Annotated in this window: 25 protein-coding genes; 5 read left to right on the forward strand and 20 right to left on the reverse strand. The window is 48.3% G+C overall.

The genetic code is table 11. The annotated features are described in order from the left end of the window. Window positions 1-1,350 carry a glycosyltransferase family 2 protein gene (locus D3P09_RS11675; RefSeq protein ID WP_120109952.1) on the reverse strand — a complete coding sequence of 450 codons (1,350 nt, stop codon included), beginning with the start codon at window positions 1,348-1,350 and terminating at the stop codon, window positions 1-3. A 467-nt stretch (window positions 1,351-1,817) separates the two neighbouring features. After that, complete coding sequence (locus tag D3P09_RS11680) at window positions 1,818-2,192, reverse strand: hypothetical protein (protein ID WP_120109954.1); 375 nt, start codon at window positions 2,190-2,192, stop codon at window positions 1,818-1,820. Window positions 2,193-2,503: 311 nt separating this feature from the next. Here D3P09_RS11680 and D3P09_RS11685 point away from each other — a divergent pair, with 311 nt between their 5' ends. From D3P09_RS11685 to D3P09_RS11695, 3 genes are all read left to right on the forward strand, one after another. Continuing rightward, window positions 2,504-2,914 carry a helix-turn-helix domain-containing protein gene (locus D3P09_RS11685; protein ID WP_120109956.1) on the forward strand — a complete coding sequence of 137 codons (411 nt, stop codon included), beginning with the start codon at window positions 2,504-2,506 and terminating at the stop codon, window positions 2,912-2,914. Window positions 2,915-3,101: 187 nt separating this feature from the next. Further along, window positions 3,102-3,734, forward strand: coding sequence for an ImmA/IrrE family metallo-endopeptidase (locus D3P09_RS11690; RefSeq protein WP_120109957.1), 633 nt, complete (start codon window positions 3,102-3,104; stop codon window positions 3,732-3,734). Then, window positions 3,731-4,126: a hypothetical protein gene (locus tag D3P09_RS11695; RefSeq protein WP_120109959.1), complete on the forward strand. Its 396-nt coding sequence runs from the start codon at window positions 3,731-3,733 to the stop codon at window positions 4,124-4,126. The genes D3P09_RS11690 and D3P09_RS11695 overlap by 4 nt, the downstream gene beginning before the upstream one ends. Here the strand turns inward: D3P09_RS11695 and D3P09_RS11700 are convergent. Genes D3P09_RS11700 through D3P09_RS11710 form a run of 3 tightly spaced genes read right to left on the reverse strand, consistent with a single transcriptional unit; the run spans window position 4,123 to window position 5,556 of the window. Continuing rightward, window positions 4,123-4,437, reverse strand: a complete 315-nt coding sequence (locus D3P09_RS11700; RefSeq protein ID WP_120109961.1) for a DMT family transporter — start codon at window positions 4,435-4,437, stop codon at window positions 4,123-4,125. The genes D3P09_RS11695 and D3P09_RS11700 overlap by 4 nt on opposite strands. Beyond that, on the reverse strand, window positions 4,437-4,787 hold the full coding sequence (locus D3P09_RS11705) for a DMT family transporter (RefSeq protein ID WP_120109963.1): 351 nt from the start codon (window positions 4,785-4,787) through the stop codon (window positions 4,437-4,439). The genes D3P09_RS11700 and D3P09_RS11705 overlap by 1 nt, the downstream gene beginning before the upstream one ends. Then, entirely contained in the window at window positions 4,768-5,556 is a 789-nt protein-coding gene (locus tag D3P09_RS11710; protein ID WP_120109965.1) for a MerR family transcriptional regulator, read from the reverse strand. Before D3P09_RS11710 ends, D3P09_RS11705 begins: the two co-directional genes overlap by 20 nt. 146 nt (window positions 5,557-5,702) lie before the next feature. Between D3P09_RS11710 and D3P09_RS11715 the strand changes: the two genes are divergently transcribed. Beyond that, window positions 5,703-7,250, forward strand: a complete 1,548-nt coding sequence (locus tag D3P09_RS11715; protein ID WP_120109967.1) for an FAD-dependent oxidoreductase — start codon at window positions 5,703-5,705, stop codon at window positions 7,248-7,250. A gap of 115 nt (window positions 7,251-7,365) precedes the next feature. Here D3P09_RS11715 and D3P09_RS11720 read toward each other — a convergent pair whose 3' ends face one another. Further along, window positions 7,366-7,719 carry a hypothetical protein gene (locus D3P09_RS11720; RefSeq protein ID WP_120109969.1) on the reverse strand — a complete coding sequence of 118 codons (354 nt, stop codon included), beginning with the start codon at window positions 7,717-7,719 and terminating at the stop codon, window positions 7,366-7,368. 256 nt (window positions 7,720-7,975) lie between these two features. Here D3P09_RS11720 and D3P09_RS11725 point away from each other — a divergent pair, with 256 nt between their 5' ends. After that, window positions 7,976-8,350, forward strand: a complete 375-nt coding sequence (locus D3P09_RS11725) for a hypothetical protein (protein WP_120109971.1) — start codon at window positions 7,976-7,978, stop codon at window positions 8,348-8,350. 63 nt (window positions 8,351-8,413) lie between these two features. On the opposite strand, the gene D3P09_RS11730 is transcribed toward D3P09_RS11725, so the two are convergent. The 14 genes from D3P09_RS11730 to D3P09_RS11795 all read right to left on the reverse strand — a co-directional run bounded on the left by D3P09_RS11730 (window position 8,414) and on the right by D3P09_RS11795 (window position 23,731). After that, entirely contained in the window at window positions 8,414-12,712 is a 4,299-nt protein-coding gene (locus D3P09_RS11730) for a LuxR C-terminal-related transcriptional regulator (RefSeq protein WP_120109973.1), read from the reverse strand. Window positions 12,713-12,987: 275 nt separating this feature from the next. Further along, window positions 12,988-13,245: a phage holin family protein gene (locus D3P09_RS11735; protein WP_120109974.1), complete on the reverse strand. Its 258-nt coding sequence runs from the start codon at window positions 13,243-13,245 to the stop codon at window positions 12,988-12,990. Continuing rightward, entirely contained in the window at window positions 13,238-14,080 is an 843-nt protein-coding gene (locus D3P09_RS11740) for an N-acetylmuramoyl-L-alanine amidase (RefSeq protein ID WP_165867405.1), read from the reverse strand. The genes D3P09_RS11735 and D3P09_RS11740 overlap by 8 nt, the downstream gene beginning before the upstream one ends. A gap of 56 nt (window positions 14,081-14,136) precedes the next feature. Then, entirely contained in the window at window positions 14,137-14,388 is a 252-nt protein-coding gene (locus D3P09_RS11745) for a hemolysin XhlA family protein (protein WP_120109977.1), read from the reverse strand. 113 nt (window positions 14,389-14,501) lie between these two features. Next, window positions 14,502-14,669 (reverse strand): hypothetical protein, encoded by a 168-nt coding sequence (locus D3P09_RS27660; RefSeq protein ID WP_165867406.1) that lies wholly within the window; start codon window positions 14,667-14,669, stop codon window positions 14,502-14,504. 16 nt (window positions 14,670-14,685) lie between these two features. After that, window positions 14,686-15,009, reverse strand: coding sequence for a hypothetical protein (locus D3P09_RS11750; RefSeq protein WP_120109979.1), 324 nt, complete (start codon window positions 15,007-15,009; stop codon window positions 14,686-14,688). A gap of 18 nt (window positions 15,010-15,027) precedes the next feature. Then, window positions 15,028-16,476 (reverse strand): NHL repeat-containing protein, encoded by a 1,449-nt coding sequence (locus D3P09_RS11755; RefSeq protein ID WP_120109980.1) that lies wholly within the window; start codon window positions 16,474-16,476, stop codon window positions 15,028-15,030. Between the two features lie 11 nt (window positions 16,477-16,487). Continuing rightward, window positions 16,488-16,832, reverse strand: a complete 345-nt coding sequence (locus D3P09_RS11760; RefSeq protein ID WP_120109982.1) for a hypothetical protein — start codon at window positions 16,830-16,832, stop codon at window positions 16,488-16,490. A 1-nt stretch (window position 16,833) separates the two neighbouring features. Continuing rightward, complete coding sequence (locus D3P09_RS11765; RefSeq protein ID WP_120109983.1) at window positions 16,834-18,693, reverse strand: pyocin knob domain-containing protein; 1,860 nt, start codon at window positions 18,691-18,693, stop codon at window positions 16,834-16,836. A gap of 170 nt (window positions 18,694-18,863) precedes the next feature. After that, entirely contained in the window at window positions 18,864-20,087 is a 1,224-nt protein-coding gene (locus tag D3P09_RS27370) for a Kelch repeat-containing protein (protein ID WP_133304993.1), read from the reverse strand. Continuing rightward, window positions 20,084-22,375, reverse strand: a complete 2,292-nt coding sequence (locus D3P09_RS11775) for a hypothetical protein (protein ID WP_120109987.1) — start codon at window positions 22,373-22,375, stop codon at window positions 20,084-20,086. Before D3P09_RS11775 ends, D3P09_RS27370 begins: the two co-directional genes overlap by 4 nt. A gap of 406 nt (window positions 22,376-22,781) precedes the next feature. Next, window positions 22,782-22,913 (reverse strand): XkdX family protein, encoded by a 132-nt coding sequence (locus tag D3P09_RS11785; RefSeq protein WP_120109990.1) that lies wholly within the window; start codon window positions 22,911-22,913, stop codon window positions 22,782-22,784. Beyond that, on the reverse strand, window positions 22,913-23,344 hold the full coding sequence (locus tag D3P09_RS11790; RefSeq protein ID WP_120109992.1) for a hypothetical protein: 432 nt from the start codon (window positions 23,342-23,344) through the stop codon (window positions 22,913-22,915). Before D3P09_RS11790 ends, D3P09_RS11785 begins: the two co-directional genes overlap by 1 nt. Before the next feature lie 15 nt (window positions 23,345-23,359). Further along, a complete protein-coding gene (locus D3P09_RS11795) occupies window positions 23,360-23,731 on the reverse strand; it encodes a hypothetical protein (protein WP_120109994.1) in 372 nt (123 codons plus the stop codon). Window positions 23,732-23,736 lie beyond the last annotated feature (5 nt).

Raw genomic sequence — 23,736 nt, forward strand, 5'->3', positions numbered from 1 at the left:
TTATCGGGCGCTTGCCGACGTATTGCGTCCGATTGATGCGACGCCCTTACGCTCGACGAACCCCCAGCCATTGTCGTTATCGAAATATTTGAAGGTGCCGACGACATTGATATACATCAGCACCAATCTATACGAGATGAGGTCATACTGGCTGAACGCCATCATTTTGACATACTCCCATAGGGTGAAATGCCCGCCGTATTTCCTGCATAGCAGAAAGGAAATGCCAAGCTGCAAGGCATTAATGAAGATCGTAATAATAAATAACAGGAAAGCGATAAACAGATTGCTGCCAGAGAATGCTGCATCGATTAGGTAGAATACGGTAGTAAATACCGTCAGCGTCCCCAGAATAAAGCCGTCGATGGCAAAAAAGATGCTAATGCCCGGCTTGAAGCTGCGGGAGAGCTTCGACCAATAGATGAGAATGCAGTCTACGAATGCCTTCTGCCAGCGGATGCGCTGCTTGTAGAAGTTCTTCATATCCTCCGGGCATTCAGTAAAGCATACCGCCTCAGGCGCGTAGACCAGCCTTTGGTTCAGCTTGTTCGCCTTGATGTATTCGTGAATTTTCAGCGTAATGTCGATGTCCTCGCCAACGGTGCTGCGGAAGCCGTTCACCTCATACATCAGCTCCTTGTAGAAGGCGCCGAACGCACCGGAGATGACGACGATGGAGTTAAAATAGGATTGCGTCAGCTTGCGCACATAGAAGCTATGGATGTAGCTGATCATTTGGCTGCGCACAATGCCTTTGCCTGTGAACGTCTCATGAATCTCGCCGTTCTTCCGCTTCGCCCCTTGCACAATTTTGACCGTGCCGCCTAGAGCGACGATCGACGGATCATAGAAATACTGATTAACGTACTTAAGGGAATTAGCCTCCAGCATGCTATCCGCGTCCAGCGTAATGACGATCTCCCCATCGGCGTAATCGATGCCTGCGTTCAGGGAATCCGCTTTGCCGCCATTGAGCTTGTCAATGACGAAAATATTCGGGTATAGCGCAGACTGGTAAAAACCCCTAACCCGCTTATACTTCAGCCGCTGATTCGGCTTGCGGTAATTGACGCGAAGATCCAGCAGCTCTTGCAGACGTTCGAAGGTGCGGTCCCTGGAGCCGTCATTCACGATGATAATCTCGTGATTGCGGTAGTTCAGGCCGTCCATCGCATCCAGGCAGTTCTGTATCGTCTTCTCTTCGTTGTAGGCCGGCACGAGAACCGACAGCGTCTTTTCCTCCAGGTCTGGCTCCAGCTTCATCACCTTGCTATACAGGAGAGGGATCACCGTGTACAGCACTTGGAACAATAAAAAACTGCCTGTGGTCAAATAAAGCACATAATACATCGACATTCACTCCTTCCTGGTTACGGGACTTTATGTCATTAGGAAGGTAAGACTGGGCAATTGCCAGCTCGAGCCATGTTCAGCCTAGATCAAGAAGTGTTTTCCCTTGTAACCAATAACTGTTTTTTGTTTGTTCTAATACCCTATCCCAACGGAATTCATCTGTAAAATCGGATTTGAAAGTAAGAAAACGATAACAATGGTTCTTTTTTACACAAATGCTCGCTATTTTATCCTTTTTCGCTCTCTGTATTAATCATTGGTGAACATTTCTGTCAAAAAAGAGCGTTAGCTATCATGACGTCGGGTGTGATTTTTGCACACGAAGAAGAGCCCTCTGTGGGAAGCAGTTCGGCTTATACGGGGGCGAAGGTCAAGTTCTTATGGGAACCTGCCTGCGGCAACCGGTACGCCTGCTCCTCGGAGGGCTCTTAGCTGTGTGGCTTTATGAGGATAATAAGTCAGATCTATGAAACGGGATACTCCCGCCTCTGGGAAAGCTTAAGAAGAAGCCTATTGCGAATATCGACAATAAGCAGCTGCGGGATCAGAAGCGCAGGGAGAAACATCATAATGATGAATACGAGATTCGCCAGAATTTGTTCTCTGCCATCCGATTCAAGAGAAATAAGCCAGACCGGCAAGGCAGCCACCCATAACAGCAGATTGGACCACAGCACCTGGCGCATGCCTCTCCATAGACAGCAGAACAACAGGAAAGCACACACAGGAGCAATCCAAGAGCTTAATAGATATTCCCCGAAATACAGCAGACCAAAAGCCGCTAGCGGGTACAGGGCGGTTACGCCATACTGAATCCTTTTGTCGGTGTACAGTTTCATGGCTGTTCTCCTCCCTTGTGCTGGATCAATTCGACAAACTTACATTTTCACTCTATTTATGCGTAGCAATATCTATATCAACTGTTTGATGATGGGTTGGTTGGGGATACAATCCGATTGATTGTTCAACCAGCGCACATATTTGTACAAGTTTCTTGTACATTGGATCCCAGATTTAAATTATTTAAGTAAAAACGATATAGATTTTGTCTTTATATTGAAATTCGCTCGATATGTAGTACAATATACTTGTACCTAAAAATAGCTTAATCTTTCATTTCGTCTCGCATATCTGTTAAGGAGAGATTATCGTGTTTAGAGCCGATCGGTTAACTGAACGCAGAAAGCTTATGAAGCTCACGCAAGAGCAGCTTGCGCACCAAGTTAACCTGACCAAGGCCGCGATCAGCAACTACGAGCAAGGGCGCAGCGCGCCGCCGCACGAGACGTTAGCGGCTCTAGTAGACGCGCTCCATACAAACGCTGACTATTTGCTGGATCTCTCAGATAATTCCAATCCAAAGACGCTGCGTAATGAGACTTCAGAGCGCCTAGCGTCCAGCAAGAGCACGAAGCCTGAATCTGGCGTATATATTGCATATTTAGGCGGACCACCTGAAGAAATAGACGAGGAAGAAGCGGAGCATTTAAAACGCGAGCTAGAGATGTTCCGGGCGTTCAAAGAAAAACGCCGCCGGGAACGTGATACTTCTAGTGAGTAAGGAGCGCCAAGCCGACTTTCTCGGCTTGCAGTGAGCTTCCGCTGATGCTGGGACGCGCTAAGCCGATTTTCTCGGCTTGCACCACCACTATCACAGCTATCCAATAGAGGCAGCTGGCAATTAACCCTAAGGGGTTTTATTTTTCGGCAAATAAGCGAACATACATTCTTATACGAGGAGGAGCGGCATGGAGCTTCTAAACTTTGAACTCTATCGACCTACGGCTATGGAGCTGTGGATTCAAGCCAAATTCGAGGAGGGGGGCATTCGGACCCCTGATGATTTGGAAGATTTGGATCATATCGCTTCCCTCTTTGACGCATTCATCGCTTATACGGAGGGCGAGACGAAAGTTCTTTATGATGAAGACGGAGACTGCCTGATCTTCTTGAACATCCATATGGATCGGCATGAGCAGCGCCTCGCTTTTTTCCATGAGCTGTGCCATCCTGCGCTGCATGCCGGCAATCAGAGAGAGCTTCCTCCCTCCTTCGTCAGCCTGCAGGAGACACAAGCCGGATTATTCCAGCAGTACAGCGCCATGCCCCTGCACATGCTTCGCGAGGTAACGGCTATCCCGAATCAGCCTTCTTGCTACCGCCAGTTAGCCGAAACCTTCGGCGTGCCTGCCGAGTTTGCGCAAGCAAGGCTTGAACGAATTACCCGGCGAATGAACCAAGAACGGCGAGACCGCAATCTGCGTGCCCGCTTGGCCGCCTTGCCCGCCTTCAAGCACGGCTACTCGGATGCAACAACCAAGCTGCTCATGCAGCTGCAGCGACAAACCTATGAAAAGAAAGGAGCGATCAGCCAGCGATGAGACAAGCAGTCTTCTATGAGCAGGATGCCGATACAGGCCAGCCCATTCCGATTTGGCTCATGATTGAGAATACGGAAGCTCTTGACTGGGACAGCACGTTATACATACGTCTTGACGCACCGTTCGAGCAATATTTGTTCAATGATTCCGACATGGAAAGCATGGCCTTATCTGTGCCTGATCATGTCTATGTCCGCAATATGGAAGATCCATCCGTATTCGGCATTCATCTTCCTGCACTCAGAGCTTACGTCCGCCGCATTGCAGCCATGGCCGATCAGCCTTTCTCGCTTCAAGATCTGTCGCGCCTGATGCTTCGCATCTCCGACATTGAAGATACATTGCAATTCGAAGTGCGCAGCCGGGTGCAATGGGACCAATTGTCCTATTAGCTAACCAATTTCAACCCTACGACTGAAAAAATAATGCCCAAAATGCAGCCGATTCGGAGCCAGCTCTTCGGTTCTTTGAAAAAAATCATGCCGACGACAGCCGCTCCGACCGTGCCGATCCCGGTCCACACCGCGTACGCCGTCGCCAGCGGAATCGTCCCCATGGCTTCAATCAACAGCTGAAAGCTGATAATGAATCCGCCAATCAGGATTATATTGTTCGTCCAATTATTGTTTTGCGCCACGCGTTTAATGCCGATTACGCCAGCGATCTCGAATAGACCTGCGCCAATAAGCATAAGCCAGTCCATTAGCGCCCACTTCCTTTCGCCGTAAGTTTCAGCCCGATCATACAGCCAAGCAGCAGCAGAATAAAAACAATACGCAGCGGCTTGACCGCTTCGCCTGACAGTATCATCTCCATCATTGTCGTGCCGAGCGTGCCCATCCCCGCAAACACAGCGTATACCGTTCCTACCGGAAGCACTTTGGCAGCCCGGATAATGAGGTCGAAGCTGGTCAGCAAAGCAATCAGCACGACCAATGACGGTATCGCTTCATACTTAAAGCCGCTGGCCCAGACAATCTCAAGCATGCCGCCGATGACGACGTAGGACCAAGCCCTTCCTTCGCTTATCGGCTTATTCAACTTTCCCGCCATTTGATGTCGCTCCTTCCCCATGCAGCAAATACCAATCTACAATGCTGTCAATATAGTCCATCACGCCGGAATCGAGGGCATACACCTTCGAGTCCGCCCCTTCATCAGGTCGAATTAAAGTCCAGTACTTCTCAAGCAATATCTCATCCTGCTCAAACCACTCCATCGTAATCTCTATAATCTCTGCTGCAAGCTGCTGCGAAACCGCAGACGATGGCGGCTCGTCCATATGCAGCTTGACAGTGCGTATGATCTCCGCCCATTTCATCGCGCGAGGGTCTTTGGAGCTTAGATCCGGCAGTTTTTTAATAATCGCAATCTCTCTTTCCGTAAAATGCTCCTCTAAAAAACGATCCCTGATTTCCGATGGCGACTGAAGCGCGCGAATAAATAAAAAGATATCCTCCGGGTCAAACTCCCCTTTGATCACAAGCGCATGCTTCGCGGTTTGCAGCAGCTTCTCCATACTGTCCAGCCTCGCCCGCTCCTGTTCGATTGCCTCCAGCTCCATATTCAGATATGACATCCAGCGCTTCTCTTGATCTGCTGCCTCCTTTCCCTCAGACAATAAATCCTTAATGGAAGCCAGCGTGAAGCCAAGCTCCTTAAGTGCCGCGATGTGCTGAAGCAGACGAATTTCCTCATTGGAGTAATAGCGATAACCCGACTCCGCCACCCTGGCAGGCTTGAGCAAACCCAGTTCATCATAATAGCGCAGCGTCCGAATGGAGATGCCGGTTTTTTGGGACAATTGGCCGATGGAATACATATGCTACGCCTCCCTTCTGACTTCATTATAAACTCTCCAGTATACGTAAGAGTCAATCCGCTATTTAGATATAGGCAGACATCCGAATAGAATGTCGAAATTTGGGAAGGAATGAAGGAAGCACTTACTTCAGAAAGGGGATTACGATGGCCAATTTGCCACCGCTGCCAACATACCCGGAATCGTATTGGCTCCAATCACTTAAAGGGCTGCCCGCCTACTCGAAGCTTCAGCATGATACTGAAGCCGATGCAGCCGTTATTGGAGGAGGCATCTCCGGCATTACAACCGCTTATTTGCTTGCCAAAGCAGGCCTCAGCGTCGTATTGCTCGAAGCCGGCAAGCTGCTCCATGGAACGACAGGCCATACCACAGCGAAAATAACAGCACAGCACGATCTGATCTATGACGAGCTTATCAAGCAGGAGGGCAAGGAAAAGGCTTCGCTTTATTTTCAAGCCAATCAGGATGCGCTTCGATTTATTGAACGTTCGGTTAATCAGCATGCAATCGACTGCGGGTTCTTGAAGCAGGATGCCTACGTCTTCACCAACTCGGATGACTACATCCGCAAGCTGGAGAACGAGATGGCTGCGTACGATGCGCTCGGCATTCCGGGCGCTTATCTGGATCATATCCCGCTGAAGAATCTGCCTTCGAAAGCTGCCATCAAGATGAACGATCAGGCTCAATTCCACCCGCTCCGCTATCTAGAGGCGTTAGTCCGCGAAATGACGGAGGCTGGCGGACATGTATACGAAGGTACAACTGCCATTGATATCGAAAAAGGGGAGCTCCCTACTGTCAGAACGGCTGACGGACATGCCGTGACATGCAAGCATGTAGCGATTTGCTCGCATTACCCGTTTTACGATGGTTACGGATTTTTCTTCGCACGCATGCATGCCGAGCGTTCCTATGCGCTTGGCGTAAAATCCAATATGGATTATCCAGGCGGCATGTATATCAGTGCGGAGGATCCAAAGCGTTCTATACGAAGCGCGACCGCTGAGGACGGCTCGCCTCTCCTCATCATAGGCGGACAGAAGCATAAGACAGGCCAAGGAATTTGCACGATTAACCACTATGAAGCCCTGCAGGAATACGCTGCCCAGCAATTTAACACAGAGGAAATTTTGTACCGCTGGTCGGCGCAAGACTTGGTTACGGGAGATAAGCTTCCGTATATCGGACCGATTACCGACGCGGAATCGAAGTCCAATATCTACATCGCCACCGGCTACAAAAAATGGGGGATGACGACAGGCACAGCGGCCGCGATGATGATCAGCGATCTCATTCAGGAGAAAGAGAACCGTTATGCGGAGCTGTTCATGCCTTCCAGATCGCTCTCTGTGAAGACGCTCAAGAATCTGGTGGTCGACAACTTCGACGTCGCCAAACATTTGATCAGCGGCAAGCTGGAGATGGTTCGCCGTACGCCGGATGACCTGGAGCGGGATGAAGGAGCGGCTGTCACCCTGCACGGGCGCAGAGCCGGCGCCTACAGAGATAAGGAAGGCAAGCTGTTCATCGTGGACACGACTTGCACCCATATGGGCTGCGAAGTGGAATGGAATGACGGAGAACGCACATGGGATTGCCCATGCCATGGCTCCAGATTCTCCATTGAAGGCGAAGTGTTGGAAGGCCCGGCAGAACGGCCTCTCCCTCTCCTCTCGGAACAACATTAATGTACGACGCAAAAAATCCCTTGAATCATTAACGATTCAAGGGATTTTTCATTTGGCGCCCTATGTAGACCGAAACTGCCTAATAGATGCTTATGCCATTTACCCCGCGTCAACCTTATTGACGGTAGTAGCTGGAGCTGCCGTAGTTCGAATACGGTTGTTGCTGTGTGTTTGCCGCAATGCTGCCGGAAGTTGCGGAAGTATGAGAAATTTGGTTACACAGGTTCGTAATATGCTGCAATTGTTGAACTGCTGTCTGATGGCCTTGCAAAGCGGTTTGGATCGTTTGTGCAGCTTGCTGCTCGCGTTGCGAAAGTTGTTGAAGAAGCTGCGCGTTCTCCTGCTCCTGCTTCAACAGCTGCTGGTATTGTGCGGATGCTTGCTGAGTCTGTTGAATCAATTGCTGTACAATGCCTTCAATTTGATTCAATTGGCCGGATACGTTGCCGGATTGGAAGTTGTTGTTCATTTGTTTTGTTGCCTCCTCGAAAGTTTGTGGTTGTAACCCCGATTATTATCTTTCAAGGGAATTGAAATCATACAAAAATTTGAAAATATGTATATCCGACATAACCGCACCTATCATCCCTGGCAGCTTTGCTCATCCAAAATCGGCCTCTTGCACATGTACCAAATTTTACGCATACTTCATTCATCGGACGAGCAGTATATATGCTATTGCCGGATACGATCCGGAAACCACTTATCGATAAGGAGTCCGTCCGATGGCAGAAAAAAACATTCTGGCTTTCTTCCGCAGTCCTGAGCAGGCCGAAAAAGCCTTGCAGCGTATAAAAGACTTAAAGCTGGTCGACAGCTCAATCGACCGATTCGATGGGTATCCCGGGGACGGCGTCGATCACATAATGAATCCGATAACCAGCAATTTCGACAGTCTGGCCACCTTGACTCTTGGTGGAGACTTCCCCGATCGCGATGCCGGCATTCTAGCTTCTGCTAGCGTAAGCGCCAGCGGCATGAGCTCTGGCGGAGATGACAACGAAACGACGGGACGCGATATTCTTCTTACTATTGTTATTGAAGAAGAAGATTTCGAGAAAGCAATGGCTATTGTGCAAGAGGAAGGCGCGCTCGTGTAGCGTTGAAATCAAACACAGCCCAACCTGCGGAGCACTGACTCGCGCAGGTTGGGCTACTGGCATTTATTTGCGGAGCAGTCCCAGCTCATTCGCTCTCACAACCGCCTGGCCGCGACGCTTCACGCCCATTTTGCCAAAAATTCTGGACACATGCGTCTTGACCGTCGTCTCGGTAATCCCAAGCTGATCCGCAATATCCTTATTGGACATTCCTTCCGATATGGCTGTCAAAATCTCCAGCTCCCGCTTGGTAAGCGGCTCTACCAAACCTTCCTGAACTTCAACTGTGCCCTCTATTGTCTCTGTCCCTGGCAGATCTCCTTCAATCAGATGGATATAGATAATGCGTGTTGCAATCAGCTCAAGCACCTTCAAATCGCGCTCGGTAAATACGCCAGGCACATGCTGGTTTTCCAAGTAGAGAAAAAACCCGGACGGCTCGCCTGGAACCGAAAATGGCATGCATAAGATGGAACGCGGCTTCAGGGACGCGATGTAATTGTCCCTTATCCAGTAGCTTCGAATCGCGTCATGAACAACAACCGGCCCTTTCGTTGCACGGGTATGCCGCAGCACGCTATCCGCAAACAAGTCTCCTTCCTCAGAATGAGGCATCCCCAGCTCTGCTGCCACTGCAAAGCTTAACTGATCGTCACGCAGCACGCGTCCTCGATCAGCTCCCGATTGGCGAAGCGCGGTATGCAATAACTTCGTAACCCACTGTCCTTTTGCCAACTGTCCGAATCCGTGAAGCAGCTGCTGAAGCAGCTTGTCCTCTCCTGCAGGAACCTTGGTATCATCATTGGAGCCCTCCTTGCGAGGCATATGCAATTGGACGAAGTCGGTCTGATTCTCTTCCAGTGACCTCTTTGCTCCAACCTCGTATAGCTTAGGAGCAACGCCTAGCAAATGCGCATGCTCGCTGCGGATTTGCGTCACCTTGGAGGTTACGCCCCAATTCGAATACGCCGTGCCTGCATCCAGCATGGCGATCATGGCTCCCCCGCTGCTGATCAGGTCCTGCTTATAGCATAAAGCAAGGCGCTCGCAAATGATCCCTTCCATTAAACCATACTTATCAGACCTGGATTGCTTTACGGCATCGATATAATAACGCAGCGCTTTCTGCTCACGTCCGGCTAATCGTTCGCATTCCGCTTTTAGGAGCAAGTAGGCAGAGGAGCCTTGTCCAAGATGCCCCTTCCACTTTCTCATCCTGCGCAGTTGCGCATGCAGCGCCTTGCGTATCCGTTTGCTTTCCTCCGCACTGGCATCAGGATAGAGAGCGGCTAAAGTCAATGCTTCGAATACACGTTGTTTCCGTACACGCGCCCAATCCTCTGCAAGCTCACTCTCCCTGCTGCGCCTTGCCCAATACAGCGCATCACGGTAATGCCCCGACAAGAAAGCCACCTCCAGCTTGCATAGGCAGCTATAGTTATCCTCCTCGGACGCCTCCTCCGCATACTGCGGCATCTTAACATACTCGGCCATCAAGGACTCATTTTGCAGGGCAGCCAAATAATCTTTTGCGATCTGAACTATTTCTATCGTCTTGTCATTTGCGCTTGGGCCAACATGCTCCGAGAAAAACTCCAGCAAGTCCTCAAGCTCATAAAGACTGCCATAATACCCGATTAAGCAAGTAATCATCGCAATATTGGCAAACTCTTTATCCCCATACTCAACACTTCGTCGCATCGCCTTGAAGAGCAAATGAGACGCCTCTTGCGGGCTCTCCAATTGCCTCGCCATCCCGCTTATAAAAAAAATCCGATGAAGCCGAGAGGGATCTGCGGCTGTGATCCTTTCCAGGTCAAGTGCAGGAACAACCTGAGCATAGCCTGGCAGCACTCTATGCATCAAGAGATTGTAGCTTGCAATAAGCATGGCCAGCGGCCCGTTCATCCCCCGGCTGATTCCGTAACGGATGAAGCGTGCATAAAGCTCGATTTGCGCTTCCGCATTATGCATAAGAAGGGGTAAAAAGCATCGCTCCATAAGCATGCAGAGGCTTAAATATTCGTCATCCTTATGCAAGCTCAATAATGGCAGACTGTGCCGTTTTCGATACATCGCCGATTGCGTCTGCACGACTTCCTTCATAACGGCCAGCTTCGAAGTTCCCTCCCGGTATTTCCAGCCGTATGCTTCCAATGCTTCTTTCACATATTCGACAGCGGTATCATTCTCCACAATCGCATGGAACTGGATCAGCGGCGTCCAGATTTGAATGCGCTCAGCTCTGCTTAACCTTTGGTCACGGCTCTTTAAATCAAGTACAATATCTCGGCCATGCTGCGGATTCCCGCCCATATATTCCGACCAGGCTGCAGCCAAGCGCAGCTGAACATATACCGAGCCTGTCTGCGGCAGCTGCTCATCCTCCGCATGTATAAGTCCAGCCTGCGCATAACGCTTGGCGCTCGCATACTGCGCGTCGGCTAGAGCACTCTGCCCCGCCTCAAGATTGAGCACGGGCAGCTGTCTTCTTTCCCATAGCGCCATTGCCCCTGCACCCATATTCAACTGATCCACCGCCGCGAACGACATTTCGCCGCTTCTTTCGTAACGCTGCTGAAGCAGTCTTCCAATGGTCAGATGGCGATTCGCATTGCCTTCCGGATCGTAGCCATAAGCCATTTCGCGAACGTATTCATGGAGGAACAGGTATGTGCTCTCCTCCCCCTCGTCGTCCTCTCGTCCGACCATGCCTGCGGCCTCGGCTTTGCGAAGCATACAGGCTGCAGACTCTGGAGTGCAGTTGCAGGCTTCTGCAAGCAAGGCCAGATGAAAGGCCCCCCCTATCGCCGCCGCCATCGCAAGCAACGATTTCTCCTCATCCGGTAATATGCCGAAGTTCTCCTTCATCAGATCGCGATTCAATCCCGCTCCGGTTGACGGCATCCAGCCAGAATCCCATGTCCACCGCTGCCGGCTCTCGTGAAAGCTCAGCTTCCCTTCCTGCAGCCAGTTACTGAGCAACAGCTCCATCTGCCTCGGGTTGCCGCTTGTTTGGTAGAACAGAGAACTCGCTAATAAACGAAGCCTTGACGACTCTTCATGCAAGGCATGCGATACATAATGTCTTACATCCTCGTAGCTCAAAGGCTGTAACGCCAATCGGGAAGCGAAAACTTCTGATGAGTAAAAAGCTGTCATCCCTTCTGCATTGTTAACAGAGCTCTCCTCTGTACGGAAAGCTCCGATAAAAAGCAGACCAGAAGCTGCAGCCCCCTTTGCAAGCGCTTTTATGATATCCAAGGTGCCTCTGTCGGCACAATCCATGTTGTCAATAAATAGAACTAGAGGAGGAAGGCTTGCAGCCAAGCAACGGATCAAGTCCGGCACCCGTTCTGTAAATCGCTTCATGTCTTCAGCATTAGGAAGTGTTCCCTTACCCGCCGTCTCCCCGAAAATCATTCGCATGCCGGGCAGCATTGCGGTTAGGGTGCCAGCTTCCGAGCTGAAATTAGAAAGGAGCTTGGATTTCAGCCCCTCAACTATATTAGGGGGCTCGCTCCACAGCTGGAGCAGCCATTCGTTCAAAGCATTAACAATTGGCTCCAAGGGCGCCGATTCTTGCCCCCGCAGGAATCCGCCTTCGACAAAGCGGCCTCCCTGTAACACAGCCATCTCCCGAATGCTGTGGGCAAGCGCTGTTTTGCCGCTGCCCTCAGGGCCTGTTATCCATCGAAAAATTTGCTCGCCTTGAGCCGCCTGTTTGAGCTCGGACTCCATCATTTCCAGGTCCGCATCTCGTCCGTACAATTGGCTTGGCCACCGGAACGAACGGGCTTGATCATACCGTCCCAGCTCAAAGGAAGCCAGCACTCCATCGTTCTCCAGCATAGCCAGGCATTGCTTCCAATCATCCAGCAAGCCATACGCGCCCTGGTAGCGCTGTTCCGGTGATTTGGCTAGAAGCTTCATGAGAATCGCATCAAGCTGACCAGCCCATTCAGGACGAATCTCGGATACCGGCAGCGGAGCCTTGTAGATGTGCGCAGACTCCCAGTCCCCGTCCCAGTCAGGCTCCAGCGGCAGCCGCCCCGACAGCTGCTCATACAAAATTACGCCCAACGCATACAAGTCGGAGCGTACGTCCGGCACACCATTAAGCCGCCCCGATTGCTCAGGCGACCGGTAAGCAGCATGCGACTCTCCGCTTCCAATCAGACGTGCTTCCCTGCCGCCACTTACTATTTTTATATGATCAGGATCCAAATTCCCGATTACAGACGTCTGCTGATGCTCGCGGCCAACCATCTCCGTCAATACAACGGCAAGCCTAATAAAGTCCGGCAAGTCCATAGACCCGCGAAACCCATATTCCTTAAGCATGTTGTCGCTGCTGCTCATGACCTCACCTGTCTACTTCATAGTGGTAAATTATTCGTTAGTTAGATTTTAATATGAGGCGAGGGCAGAGTCTAGCTTTGTCGATTTTTGAGGATTAAAAACGAGAGATCTACGATTGGCGGAGATTATGTAATAACGGCTGTTTTACAAAAACTATCCTATTAAAGATGTGTTTAGAGAAAATTGTGGAATTGATTTTTGAGGTTGATATTGAGGCTGTTTTGAGAGTGAGGTTTAAATAGAAGAAAAGCCCGGGGGGTACCCGGGCTCCATGATCAGTTCTTGCTTAGTGTCTGCTTCACAAGCTGGTGGGTTAATACGGTCGCCCCCGTAACAAGAATGCCCTGGATTATACCTTGAAGCGCATCGCCTACAATTAAGATGCCTCCTGTCACGCCAAGCACCAGCAGTACCCACGGAATCGCCCAATCCGCCAACCATGGGGTGTTTTTCAGCAGCAGACCGATAACAAAAAGCACCGGCATCAGCACCAGCGCTTGCTCTGTAATAAATTGAATGATTTCGTTATTCATGTTCCGGGTTGCCTCCCTTATTCCTATTCAACAATCCGAGCCTGTCCAGCAATACTGCGGCTTGTGCGCGGGTCATCGGCTGTTCGGGGCCAAAGATGCCTTCTGATAGGCCGCTCATAATCCCCGCTTGCTTCGCCTTCACGATAGAGCTCTCCGCCCAGTGACCGGCAATATCAGAGAATCCCTCTACCCATTGCACGGGAGGGGTAGGCTGAGATATTGGCGGTATCACAGGCGGTATGGATGTATCAACAGGTGGTGAATACTTGTGGCCTTTAAATAGACAGTACGCTTTCATCACAGACTCGGCATAGCGTTTCCAATTGGCTAACAGGCGCGCTGCGTCAACGGGGTTGCTGCAAAAACCGTATTCCACAATAACGGTAGATACATTTCCCGTCTGACGGTGCATAAAGTAATAGTCGCCATTGGAAGCATTCATCTTACTGTATACCGGCGTTGAACGTTTAGGCTGGCCAGCGTCTGCAATGGCTTGCATAAGAGCCGCTGCCAGCTTCCCGTCGTTATAGATGCTATGAATGGTCTCAACACCTGCAGCAACTGCTGATGCAGCGGAGTTGATATGATTGCTGATACAATACTTGGCCCCGCTGTTTTTCACCAGCGAGGATCGCACCGAGCTGTCTAGCGTGACATCACTGTCCCGCGTCAATGCTACCTTAACGCCTAATTGCTTGAACCGCTCATATTGATACAGCGAGATGTTGAGCGTCATCAGCTTCTCGACAATGCCATTCCCGCTCGCTCCCGGATCCTTGCCTCCATGTCCTGGATCAATTACAAGCTCCGGGTTTAATTCTCCGATAAGTCTCAACCTGATCACCCCCTGGAATAGTTAGTACAGCGTGAGACGGTCGTCTCTCTGCAGAGCTATAACTGAAGTCCCCCGCCAATGATAAAAGCAACAACAGCAACGAGCACAGCACCAACCATTGTCCTCCACAGCCACTTTTGGTTATCTTCGATTTTATCAATGCGCTGATGGGCTAAGGCAGCAGAAGCGCGTGCTTCCACCGCCATTTCATTCGCCGTGATGGCGCGGTCAAGCTTGCCGTCCATGCCGTCAACCTTTGTCTCGACCCGCGTCAGGCGCTGCAGCATTTCATTTTGCATGTCTGGCATATCATCGTCCCTTTCTGCATGAAAATAGGCCCCGCAATTGCGGAACCTTGTTAATTACAAAATTAAAAAAACAATGCTGTGAGTTATGCTTTTGCAAACCTCGGCATTGTTTTTTATAAGTTGATATCAGGACGCTTGGATAGAATAGTCGCAAAAACCAGGGCGTTATGATCATCACTGAATCCATAGGATTCGACTACCGACTGGATGTCTGTCTCGCCCCGATCATAGCGGATCGTACAGGCCTGGGCGATTACCGATACTTCAATTTGTGTCAACATATGCTCTGCCCCTTTCTTATACCTTTGCAATGAAATCAGCCATAAGCAAATATAGATCTTCCACTTCAGTTGTCTTCTGAGCCAATTTCCGTTCAAGCAATTCCATTCTTTCTTGTTCCGAAAGGGGAGCGTCATAGTACTCATACCATAACTCATTCGTCTCTCGGTTAATGTAAAGAACAGCATATTTGCCTTCCTTATCCTCCGGTTCAGGGACAAAGGGAACTTCTTTAGAAAATTCAGCCCGTTCCCCCTCGCTAAGCAAGTCTGGACGGTAATGAATAGTCACTACCCTTGTTTTACTAATATCCTCAGCAGAATCATAATGAATAAGCGGCATAGTTATTAGCCTCCTGAATTAAAATTTATTCCGAAAATTTCTGACGTCACCTATTGTTGTAGCAAGGCCCCAAGTATGTGGATTCGCCCCAGTATAGCTATATGAAGAAACAAGCGACATCGTATTTTTATTAAAAATAAGAACGATCATCTTTCCATTGGATACTGCTTCCGACACTTTTAAAATGACATGTTCTCCAGTTACATAGAGCTTGGGATCCCTCTGATTTTTACTTGGCTGCCAAGAAAAGTGCGGTAAAATATCTGTATCGCTTAGCACCGTCCCTGCGCTTGACACCTTGGTGATTTTAAATAGATCATAGCAGTAAGCGTAAATTACATCATTTTCATCAATGGCTACATTACTGTATGAGCCTGCAAGTCCAACGCCCGTAAAAACCTGCGATAAAGTATACGATGAACCATTGCTCACAACCGACCACTTGGCTATTCTTCCTGTGCCAAAATTGTACACCAACACAACATTGCCTTGAGAATCAACTGCTATATCAGAAACATAATTCGATATAGATTGAGTTGTTAAGGCTGCGCCGGTTGAATTCCTAATGGATATTGTTGAAGGTGAGCTGTTTCCTACAACAAAGTATATATCCCTAACACCATCAGCTGCGTGTGACATTATACCATTTGAGAATATTGAAGACGAATAAACATTGCCCCCATTAGTGTTAAACATATTCCATTTGGCTGAACCTCCTATATTTGCAGCACATACATTGCCATTAGAACTAATTATCACCTTATTGTTATAACCCGTATCACCTGAGAACGATGCCGTCCAATAGTGTTCAAAGGTTTGCAGATCTCTACAATAGATTTGCCCGCTGGTTGAATTACTTGTTGTGAAAATTTTCCCTCTATCAGGATCGACAGCAATGTGGCTAAAATGTGCAGTAGAGTCAGACCTTACAGGAACTCCACCTATTAACTCGCGAACTTGAATACCTTCATTCTGAACACCTACAATGAAAAGTACATTGACACTTGAAATCGTCTCCCACTGTGCTCCAGTCCAGCGGCTTGCGGCAAGCATCACTTCGCCTGTTGTTGTACGTTTCCAGACTTGACCGAGCCTTGCGTAAACATCAAATAAGTCCGTCATCGTGTATGCAAACTTTCCATGTTCAGTTAAATCAGGAGTTTCCGGTTGAACTGGAGCATGATATCTACTCATTTTCAGCTCCGAGGCTTTCGCGATCTGTTCTTTTTCATATGTTCGGATAAAGTAGTCCCCCACCGCGGGTATTGCTTTATCCGTATCAAATATAATTTTACCGCCTGTGTCCGTATCCTTTATCCATAAATCATTGACGGATGGCGATACAGGCGCTGTAGTAGCTATCGTTACTTTTACGAATTTAATTGTAGGGCCAGTCGACGAATTGCCGCCATCAAATCCAGATATAGCGTCATTAAATCCTGTAACCCCGCCAAACTTTTTATCCATAGAAGCGCCTCCTATGCTATCTGTTCAATAATGCCATAAGCAGCCATTGTGACATCTGCACCGGCATCTTGTTTGGCAGCAAGTGTTTGCGTACCTGTAAATACAAGGGCTTTACCTGCCAAATCAATAAAAATCGAACCGCTTGCCGGCAATACAATTGCGCTAGCGATCATATTTACAGTTGCCGTACCGTTTTTGTAAAGAGATACCTTACGTTCGGATGCCCCGTTATTGCTAAGCCAAATCCCGGTAACTTGTGTCCTATTCGCCGCACTATTGGTATACCTTGCCGTTGCCGTAGCACTTAAAGCAACAGGGGCTATAATTTCAGCGGGTGTACGATCTCCGATCGCCATATTAAATCATTCCTCCTTGAGTAATAGATCGTTGCAGATTAAGACGAAAAACATTCAAATTACTTTGCACTGCATCCGTCTCCGCTTTGCGTGCCACATCATCTGCAGCTTGCGGAGCAGCGGCTTTAATAGTCCCGCTTGCTCCGCGTATCGCAACCGTATTCGGAGTGGCTAAAGATGTTGCATGACAATCATCCAGCATATCTGCATTCAGATTAGTAACTCTAGTAGTTGACGATACGGACAACGGAGCTGTTCCAGTTGCAATAGAAGAGTTGAATCTTGGCGCTGAGACGATACCAGAGAAGGTTGAGTTGCCAGTGGATCGGTTAATAAGCAACACATTGCCTAATCCCGCTCCAGTGTCGTTGTATCTCCAAATTCCAAAGTCAGAGCCCGAGTTTGAGCCCGATTCCTCCGTAATCAAGCCAATTCCGAATCGAAGCGCTGATATTGCTTCTGAACCGTTTCGCAGATGGTAATGTAAGTTGCCGCCGTTGACTGTAGGTATTACTGTCTTTACAAATTTGACACCGATACTTTCATCAGTGTTCTGCACAACGATAGAGTTAGCTGCACTGGATATGCTTGCATGGTATCCGTCCACCATATCTGCATCCATTCCGCTTCCAGCACCCATATTCGCCTGATTCCAGATTAACCTCCAGGGAGACCAAGTAGAGATTCCTCCAACATCGGTTGGATTTCCGCTTCGGAATGCAATTTTGCCTACATCTGGTCCCTGATAAGGGAAGATCATCTGAGTAATCGTGTCAGCATTCGAAGCCCTGAGAACAAGCATATTCCCGTAGGAATACGTTGTACTAGGGGCGTCTGCGTGAGTCTGTTGAAGCCTATACATACCTGGTGTGGTGATTGTATTTAAAGATCCGCTCGCAGTTTTAGCTACTGGTGTTGAATCAGCCAGCGCATACTGTGTGTGCGGGTTCCCTGTACTGTTATGATTATTGCTGTCTAACACCGTTCTCCAAGCTGTCCAAGTATTATTACCAAAGAGTGAGTTGCGATATTGAATAGGGACATCGGAGTTGTACGGATAGAAATATTGTGTACTTGGGTTGTTGCTATACCCCTTATACGTCACAATTGTTCCGTAACTCGATGGTCCAGGCCAGCCTGCCACATTATTTATGAAAAACATAGAAATTCCGGTTGGATAAGTCGATGGCAGATCAGTTGGCCCAAAGCTATTCTCTGGAAGCCGTTGATCGATACCGTGGGCTGCTTTCAGCACCCCTGACATTGTCCCGCCAGTTTTGAGCAAATACTGTGTATGCGGATCTCCAGTGCTGTTATGGTTCCCCGCATGATGGACGGTGTTTGTACGATATTTCAAGCCGCTGTTCGCATCCGAGCCCTGGCCGATTTCTAGAGCCCAACGAGAGTTGAGGTAATCGTAGACACCCCATTTTCCGGATGATGGCTGACTGCCAGTTCCCCACTGCCAAGTACCATCAGCGCTTTGTGTTTGAGTACCGAGAACCCCAGTATCGGTGTCCGCTAGGGGTTTGAGCCTTACGCTGGCTCCCACTGTTTGTACGTTTAGGTGGGAGGTCATTGTATCGCCATCTCGCTTAACGGCATTTTCCAATGTTGTGCGAGGCGCGGTCTTCCAATCTGCTTTGCCCGTAATTGACTTCACCATGTATGCAAGCCAACCCAGCAATACAGTTAATTTTCCTTGGTTCCCTGTTGGCGAGGCAGCGTCGGAGATTGTACGGTCACCAATTCGGGCATCCGTCACGCTGTTGTCCTCGTACAAAGCGTTAATCTCTCGTCCAATCTGATTCATATCCTGCGGGCCTACCGTTTTATTTAAATCCCAGTCTGTTCTTGCCATGTCACTTTACCTCCTTTACAGTTACTGTCTTGCAATCCTTTTTGGCTACAGACCCGATCCTTATAATCAAGGTTGGTTATTAATTTACCGTCCATATATTTATGGCGAATCGGCTCGACCAAATCTGGAACATCAACATTTGCTTGCTAATGTTCCTTTTAAACCACTCTTTATTTTATTTGTGACCAAGCACTCCCGGTTCCATAGTAAAAAGGCACGTTCTGAATCTTGCCATCTTTGAAATAGTAAACATCATCAAAGCCAGTGGCAAAACGCGTTGGAATCCCTTTAAGCTTTGGAGCGCTCACGAACTCAGTTAAGTACCTGCCTGTGTGTACACTAGGCTTTAACACAACAATTGTGTTGTCGTCGTATTGCTTAGAAACTAGAGAGTACGCATTTATCGGTTGATTAATTGCGTTTGGTACGCAGAGCAATGCATCTTGCATACCAATTAATAGTGGGTATTGCTTACCTTCCGATTGATTCAGAATGTTTACAAAAGTATCGTTCGAAAAGTCGTAGCAACTTATCGAGCTATACCAATTTGTCGTACCAACCCTGCTGCCGACAAAAAACTTATCACCAATCATTGCTGTGCACCAGTTTTTTCGATGATTTAATACTCCTGGTGGTGCAACTGTATGAGTGGTGTATGTGTTTGTCGATATATTAAATTTATGATACGTATTTAAGTAATTGTCACTAGATGTTGAAATAGAATTCAACCCACCGAAAATAACGCAATAGCCCCCATAATAGGCGGCTGAAGCGTCTCTCCGAACGCTTGGCAAGCTAGGCAGAGTTGTATAAACGCCTGTGTCTAAGTTTACATATCCGGCAGTGCTTTGCGGGCTGTTCGAAGACCTCCCGCCAAATCCGTAAAGTAGATTTCCTGCGATTACAAACGCTATTTCTCCGTTTGGTGACGGTCCACTATAGTTAAACAGCAATGTTAGGGACATATCACTTGCATTAACCTTGTATACGGCATTATGGGTATACATAATCAGATCGCTTTTATAGACATCTAGATCCCCTTTCGGGTTTAGAGTGCCTTTGTTAGTCCATACCTTAGATGTTGGGTTATACGTAGTAACGGCTCCTTGTGACGTAAAGCAATAGTAAAGACCACCATAAAAGACAGCTTTAACACTGGTGTCTACTGAACCCGGGCTTGTACCAAAATTCAAATCGCTGGGTGGTATAAACTGATTCGGCAAAAAGATCGAACTATCAAAGTACACGTTTGGAGCAGTATTGTTTGACAACATGACAATGCCCTCGTAGCCCTTGACTGGCAATGTCGGCTTAGAAGATACGTTTAGCTTCGGACCTCCTCCCCCAAGAAGCTGTGCCATCCAAAAACCATCAATCGATCCTGTAGGAATCACGATGTCACCGCCTTTGTATAACCTGTCAATTTCTCGCCATTCCAAGTGGCCGACCATGTAACCTTTGTCGCCCCAGCCTGTGCGATCATCGTCACCGGCTTATCATCGTTATAGCTCATCGTAAGGGTGCAGACAGTCGTCGCCCCGTCTTTAATCAAGATTGTCGCAGGCTTGTCTCCGTCCCACGCCGTTACCGACCATGCCCGTGTATCGGTCGGCATAAGCAACGTTTGGATGAACGCCAGCGATTGGTTGTTAACCCCACGCGGTACAGACGCCTGAGCCACTGCATCCGTCTCCGCTTTGCGAGCTACATCATCTGCAGCTTGCGGAGCAGCTGCTTTAATAGTCCCACTCGCTCCGCGTATCGCAACTGTATTTGGAGTGGCTAGAGCAGTTGCGTGGCAATCATCCAGCATATCGGCGTTAAGGTTCCCGACTCTGGTTGTGGATGAGACGACAAATGGCGATGTCCCCTGTGCCGCATATGAAGTGAGCTGACCGTTGTCAGAGGCCCGGAATAGTTTTTTGTCGCCGGCCCCCTGGATTTCAAATCCGCTGCTGGCTCCTACACCGCTTCCGCCCACTCTAATTCTGGCTGTGTCATCCAAATAACCTAGGTAGGCTTGAGCCAAAGAATTATTGGGATTATGGACCCTGAACGCACTCGCTACCAGTGAACCGCCTCCATCACGGGCAGCAACCGTATTCCCGTCCGCCCCTTGGGAAGCGTGGTAATCATCCAATAAATCGGCATTCATACCGCTGCCTCGACCCATGTTCGTTTCATTCCATATTTTTTTCCAACTAGGAGTAAACGCCACATCCGCCGTAGTAGCGTGAGATCCTGTCTCAAAAAAATGCAGCCCTCCTCCAAAAGCAGAGAACCTAATTCCTCTTGCTCCAACAGTGGAGTGGGTTTTAGCATAGCGGTATTCATTATTCCCTGTAGTATATGCATTGCCAGAAATCAGAAAATGTCCGTCGCTATTAGAAGAAACGTCTCCCCACGGCCCCGCTATCAAGTTGCGTCCTTCCGAACTGCCGGCACTGACGCTTTGATTAACAGCCAACGCCCCGGTCATAGTCCCTCCCGTTTTTAATAGGTACTGGTTATGCGGATCAGAGCTGCTGTTGTGATTAGCGGTAGTCAGAACAGGACTTCCGTTGACTTGAAATCCTCCGGCTTCGATATAATGCATATTATTGGCAGGAAGCTCCACGATACTGTTATTGATTTCCGTATTGATAGCCGTAGATGTCTGCTCGTTATAGTACTCGATATATTTCAGGCTTTCAGGTGCGGTTGAATAAATATATCCCCTGAAGTAGATCCCGTTAGTCATAGCCATCGCATTGTATGGAATAGACAGGGCAACGTATTTCACTCCGTTGTATTTACAGGTAACAAAGGTGCAACGCTCTGCAATAGACTGGACACTCACTCTCGTATTTTCATATGCAGAGTGTGAGTGTACGGTTGCCAGAGGCGCTCTGGACAACATCGAAGGAGCTCCCCTATGTCCGAAGAAGTCACCGATGCAATAGTTATAATTAATCCGGGTCGTATCATAAGCCTGATGCAATAGAATAACTGCCCTCGTATATGATCCATCTACTCCATTAGCAAGTACAGGATAGTTAGACACATAATTAGAAAACGAATTCCCTTCTGTTACTGGTCCTGTGAATACAGGTGCGCTCTTTAATGCATACTGCGAGTGAGGGTCTCCTGCGCTATTGTGATTTCCCGCGTGATGGGCAATGTTTGAATTAATTTTGACTGCCCCTGAACCGTTCTTGGTACTGAGCAAAATCTCCCCATTCTCTCGCTCGTTAACAATACTGAAATGCGGATTGCTGGAGGTTCCGAAACCGGTAAACGCGCTTCTTACGTCTTGATTGTCACGATCAGAGAAGTACTGCATGTAAACATGGTTCGAAATCCCGCCCTTAAGGCTCAATGCGTTGGACAATCCTGTATCCATGACTAGCGGCCCGCTCATCGTATCCCCGTTGCGTTTCACCGCATTTTCCAGAGTCGTACGCGGAGCGGTTCTCCAGTTTGGCTTACCAGTAATGGTTTTAATCATATTGGCAAGCCATCCCAATAAAACCATTATCTTCCCTCTGTCACCAGTAGGGGCTGCTGTATCCGAAATGGTACGATCACCGATTTGGTTATCAGTTACACTATTATCGGCCGATAAAGCATTAATATCCTTGCCAATTTGATTCATGTCCTCAGGACTAATGGTATCTGCAAGTTTCCAATCTGTTTTGGCCATGTTATTACACCTCCCTTATTGTTATGGTCTGAAGCATCATGTGGTCGGCCGCAATGGGTACGTTCACCGTTCTGCTTGATAACAATTTGTTGGCCGAATCCTTAAGTTCAATGAGTGTGATAAGAGATACATCCGCCACAGGTACAATGTAATTAAGCACTAGCTTATTGTCGGATACAGACTTTACAACAAAGTCAGTTATGACATATGAACCATTGATAACCACCTTGGCAACTCTACTGTTCACATGCAGCGCAATACTATTCAGTAGACCGGAATCGATCATGTCACTGGCACCTCCGCTCCTAGCGAGATAAATGGCTTTTACAAGCCCTCAAGTTTAAAATTTCGGTTATGATTTACTTGCTCGTCCACTTAAAATAAAATGGCCCCGCCTATGCGGAGCCTAATAATCTTGACCTGTAATAATTCCGAACTGCTCAGGCGTAATCTTGTTAAAAGCAACATACTGCCTCAAATCGGGAATTTGGGCCCAACCCTTCTCATAATAGAACTTCACACGTTCAAAATCAGTCATTAGCTGCCACGCCTCCCTTCCAATGAAAGAAGCCTTAACTCCATCTTCACTAATAGCTCGCCAAGAATGGCGTTCTCTGCTTGCAGCTCCGTCAATTCGCTCCCTGATAACAACTCAGGCAGCTCGCCAATCTCTGCTGGGCGCATTCCTGGTGAGCTTACAAAAGCGTGAGTTATAGGGCTATCAGTAGTCAGAATAGCGATGCCTGATTTACTTTCGACAATGACTTCGTCATTTCCCATTTGAAAAGATATTTCGATACCAGATAGTGTGGCTGGCTTATTCAAATAATCAAATAAACGGGCTTGAATGCCCCCTTCTATCAATTCAGCCCGAATATGATATTGCGTATCATAGGAATGCCATTCTCCTGGATACTTCTCGATAAGAACTTGTCCATTTTCTTCTACCCGATAACTTGGTGCCGTCATACGATCAATCAACTCCTATTGATACAAAATATAGTCTGCGGAGCCTTGAAGAGAAAACTTCAAGCCAGGGTATGTGTGCATTGCCCTTATTTCCAGACTTTTTGTAAACTCTGCGTTTAAATGTTGGTCGAAGCTGTACGGGTAAGAATCATTTCGGGTTATGCTTCTTGCAAAATGGCGATTGAGATCATAGCCATCCCATCCGTTATGCACACCATCAACATAAACCAAAATGTAAAGATACATATTGGCTATTGTTGTACTATCCGTATAGATAGATACCCTTTTCAACTTGCCTTTGACATTGTTGATATTCACAATAGTAATAGACTCAAATTCAGCAAGCCCTTCACCTCTAGCATCTGCTGTCTTCGGGATATTAGGCATGATCT

The sequence above is a fragment of the Paenibacillus pinisoli genome (assembly GCF_003605435.1).
GTDB classification, from domain to species: Bacteria; Bacillota; Bacilli; order Paenibacillales; family Paenibacillaceae; genus Pristimantibacillus; species Pristimantibacillus pinisoli.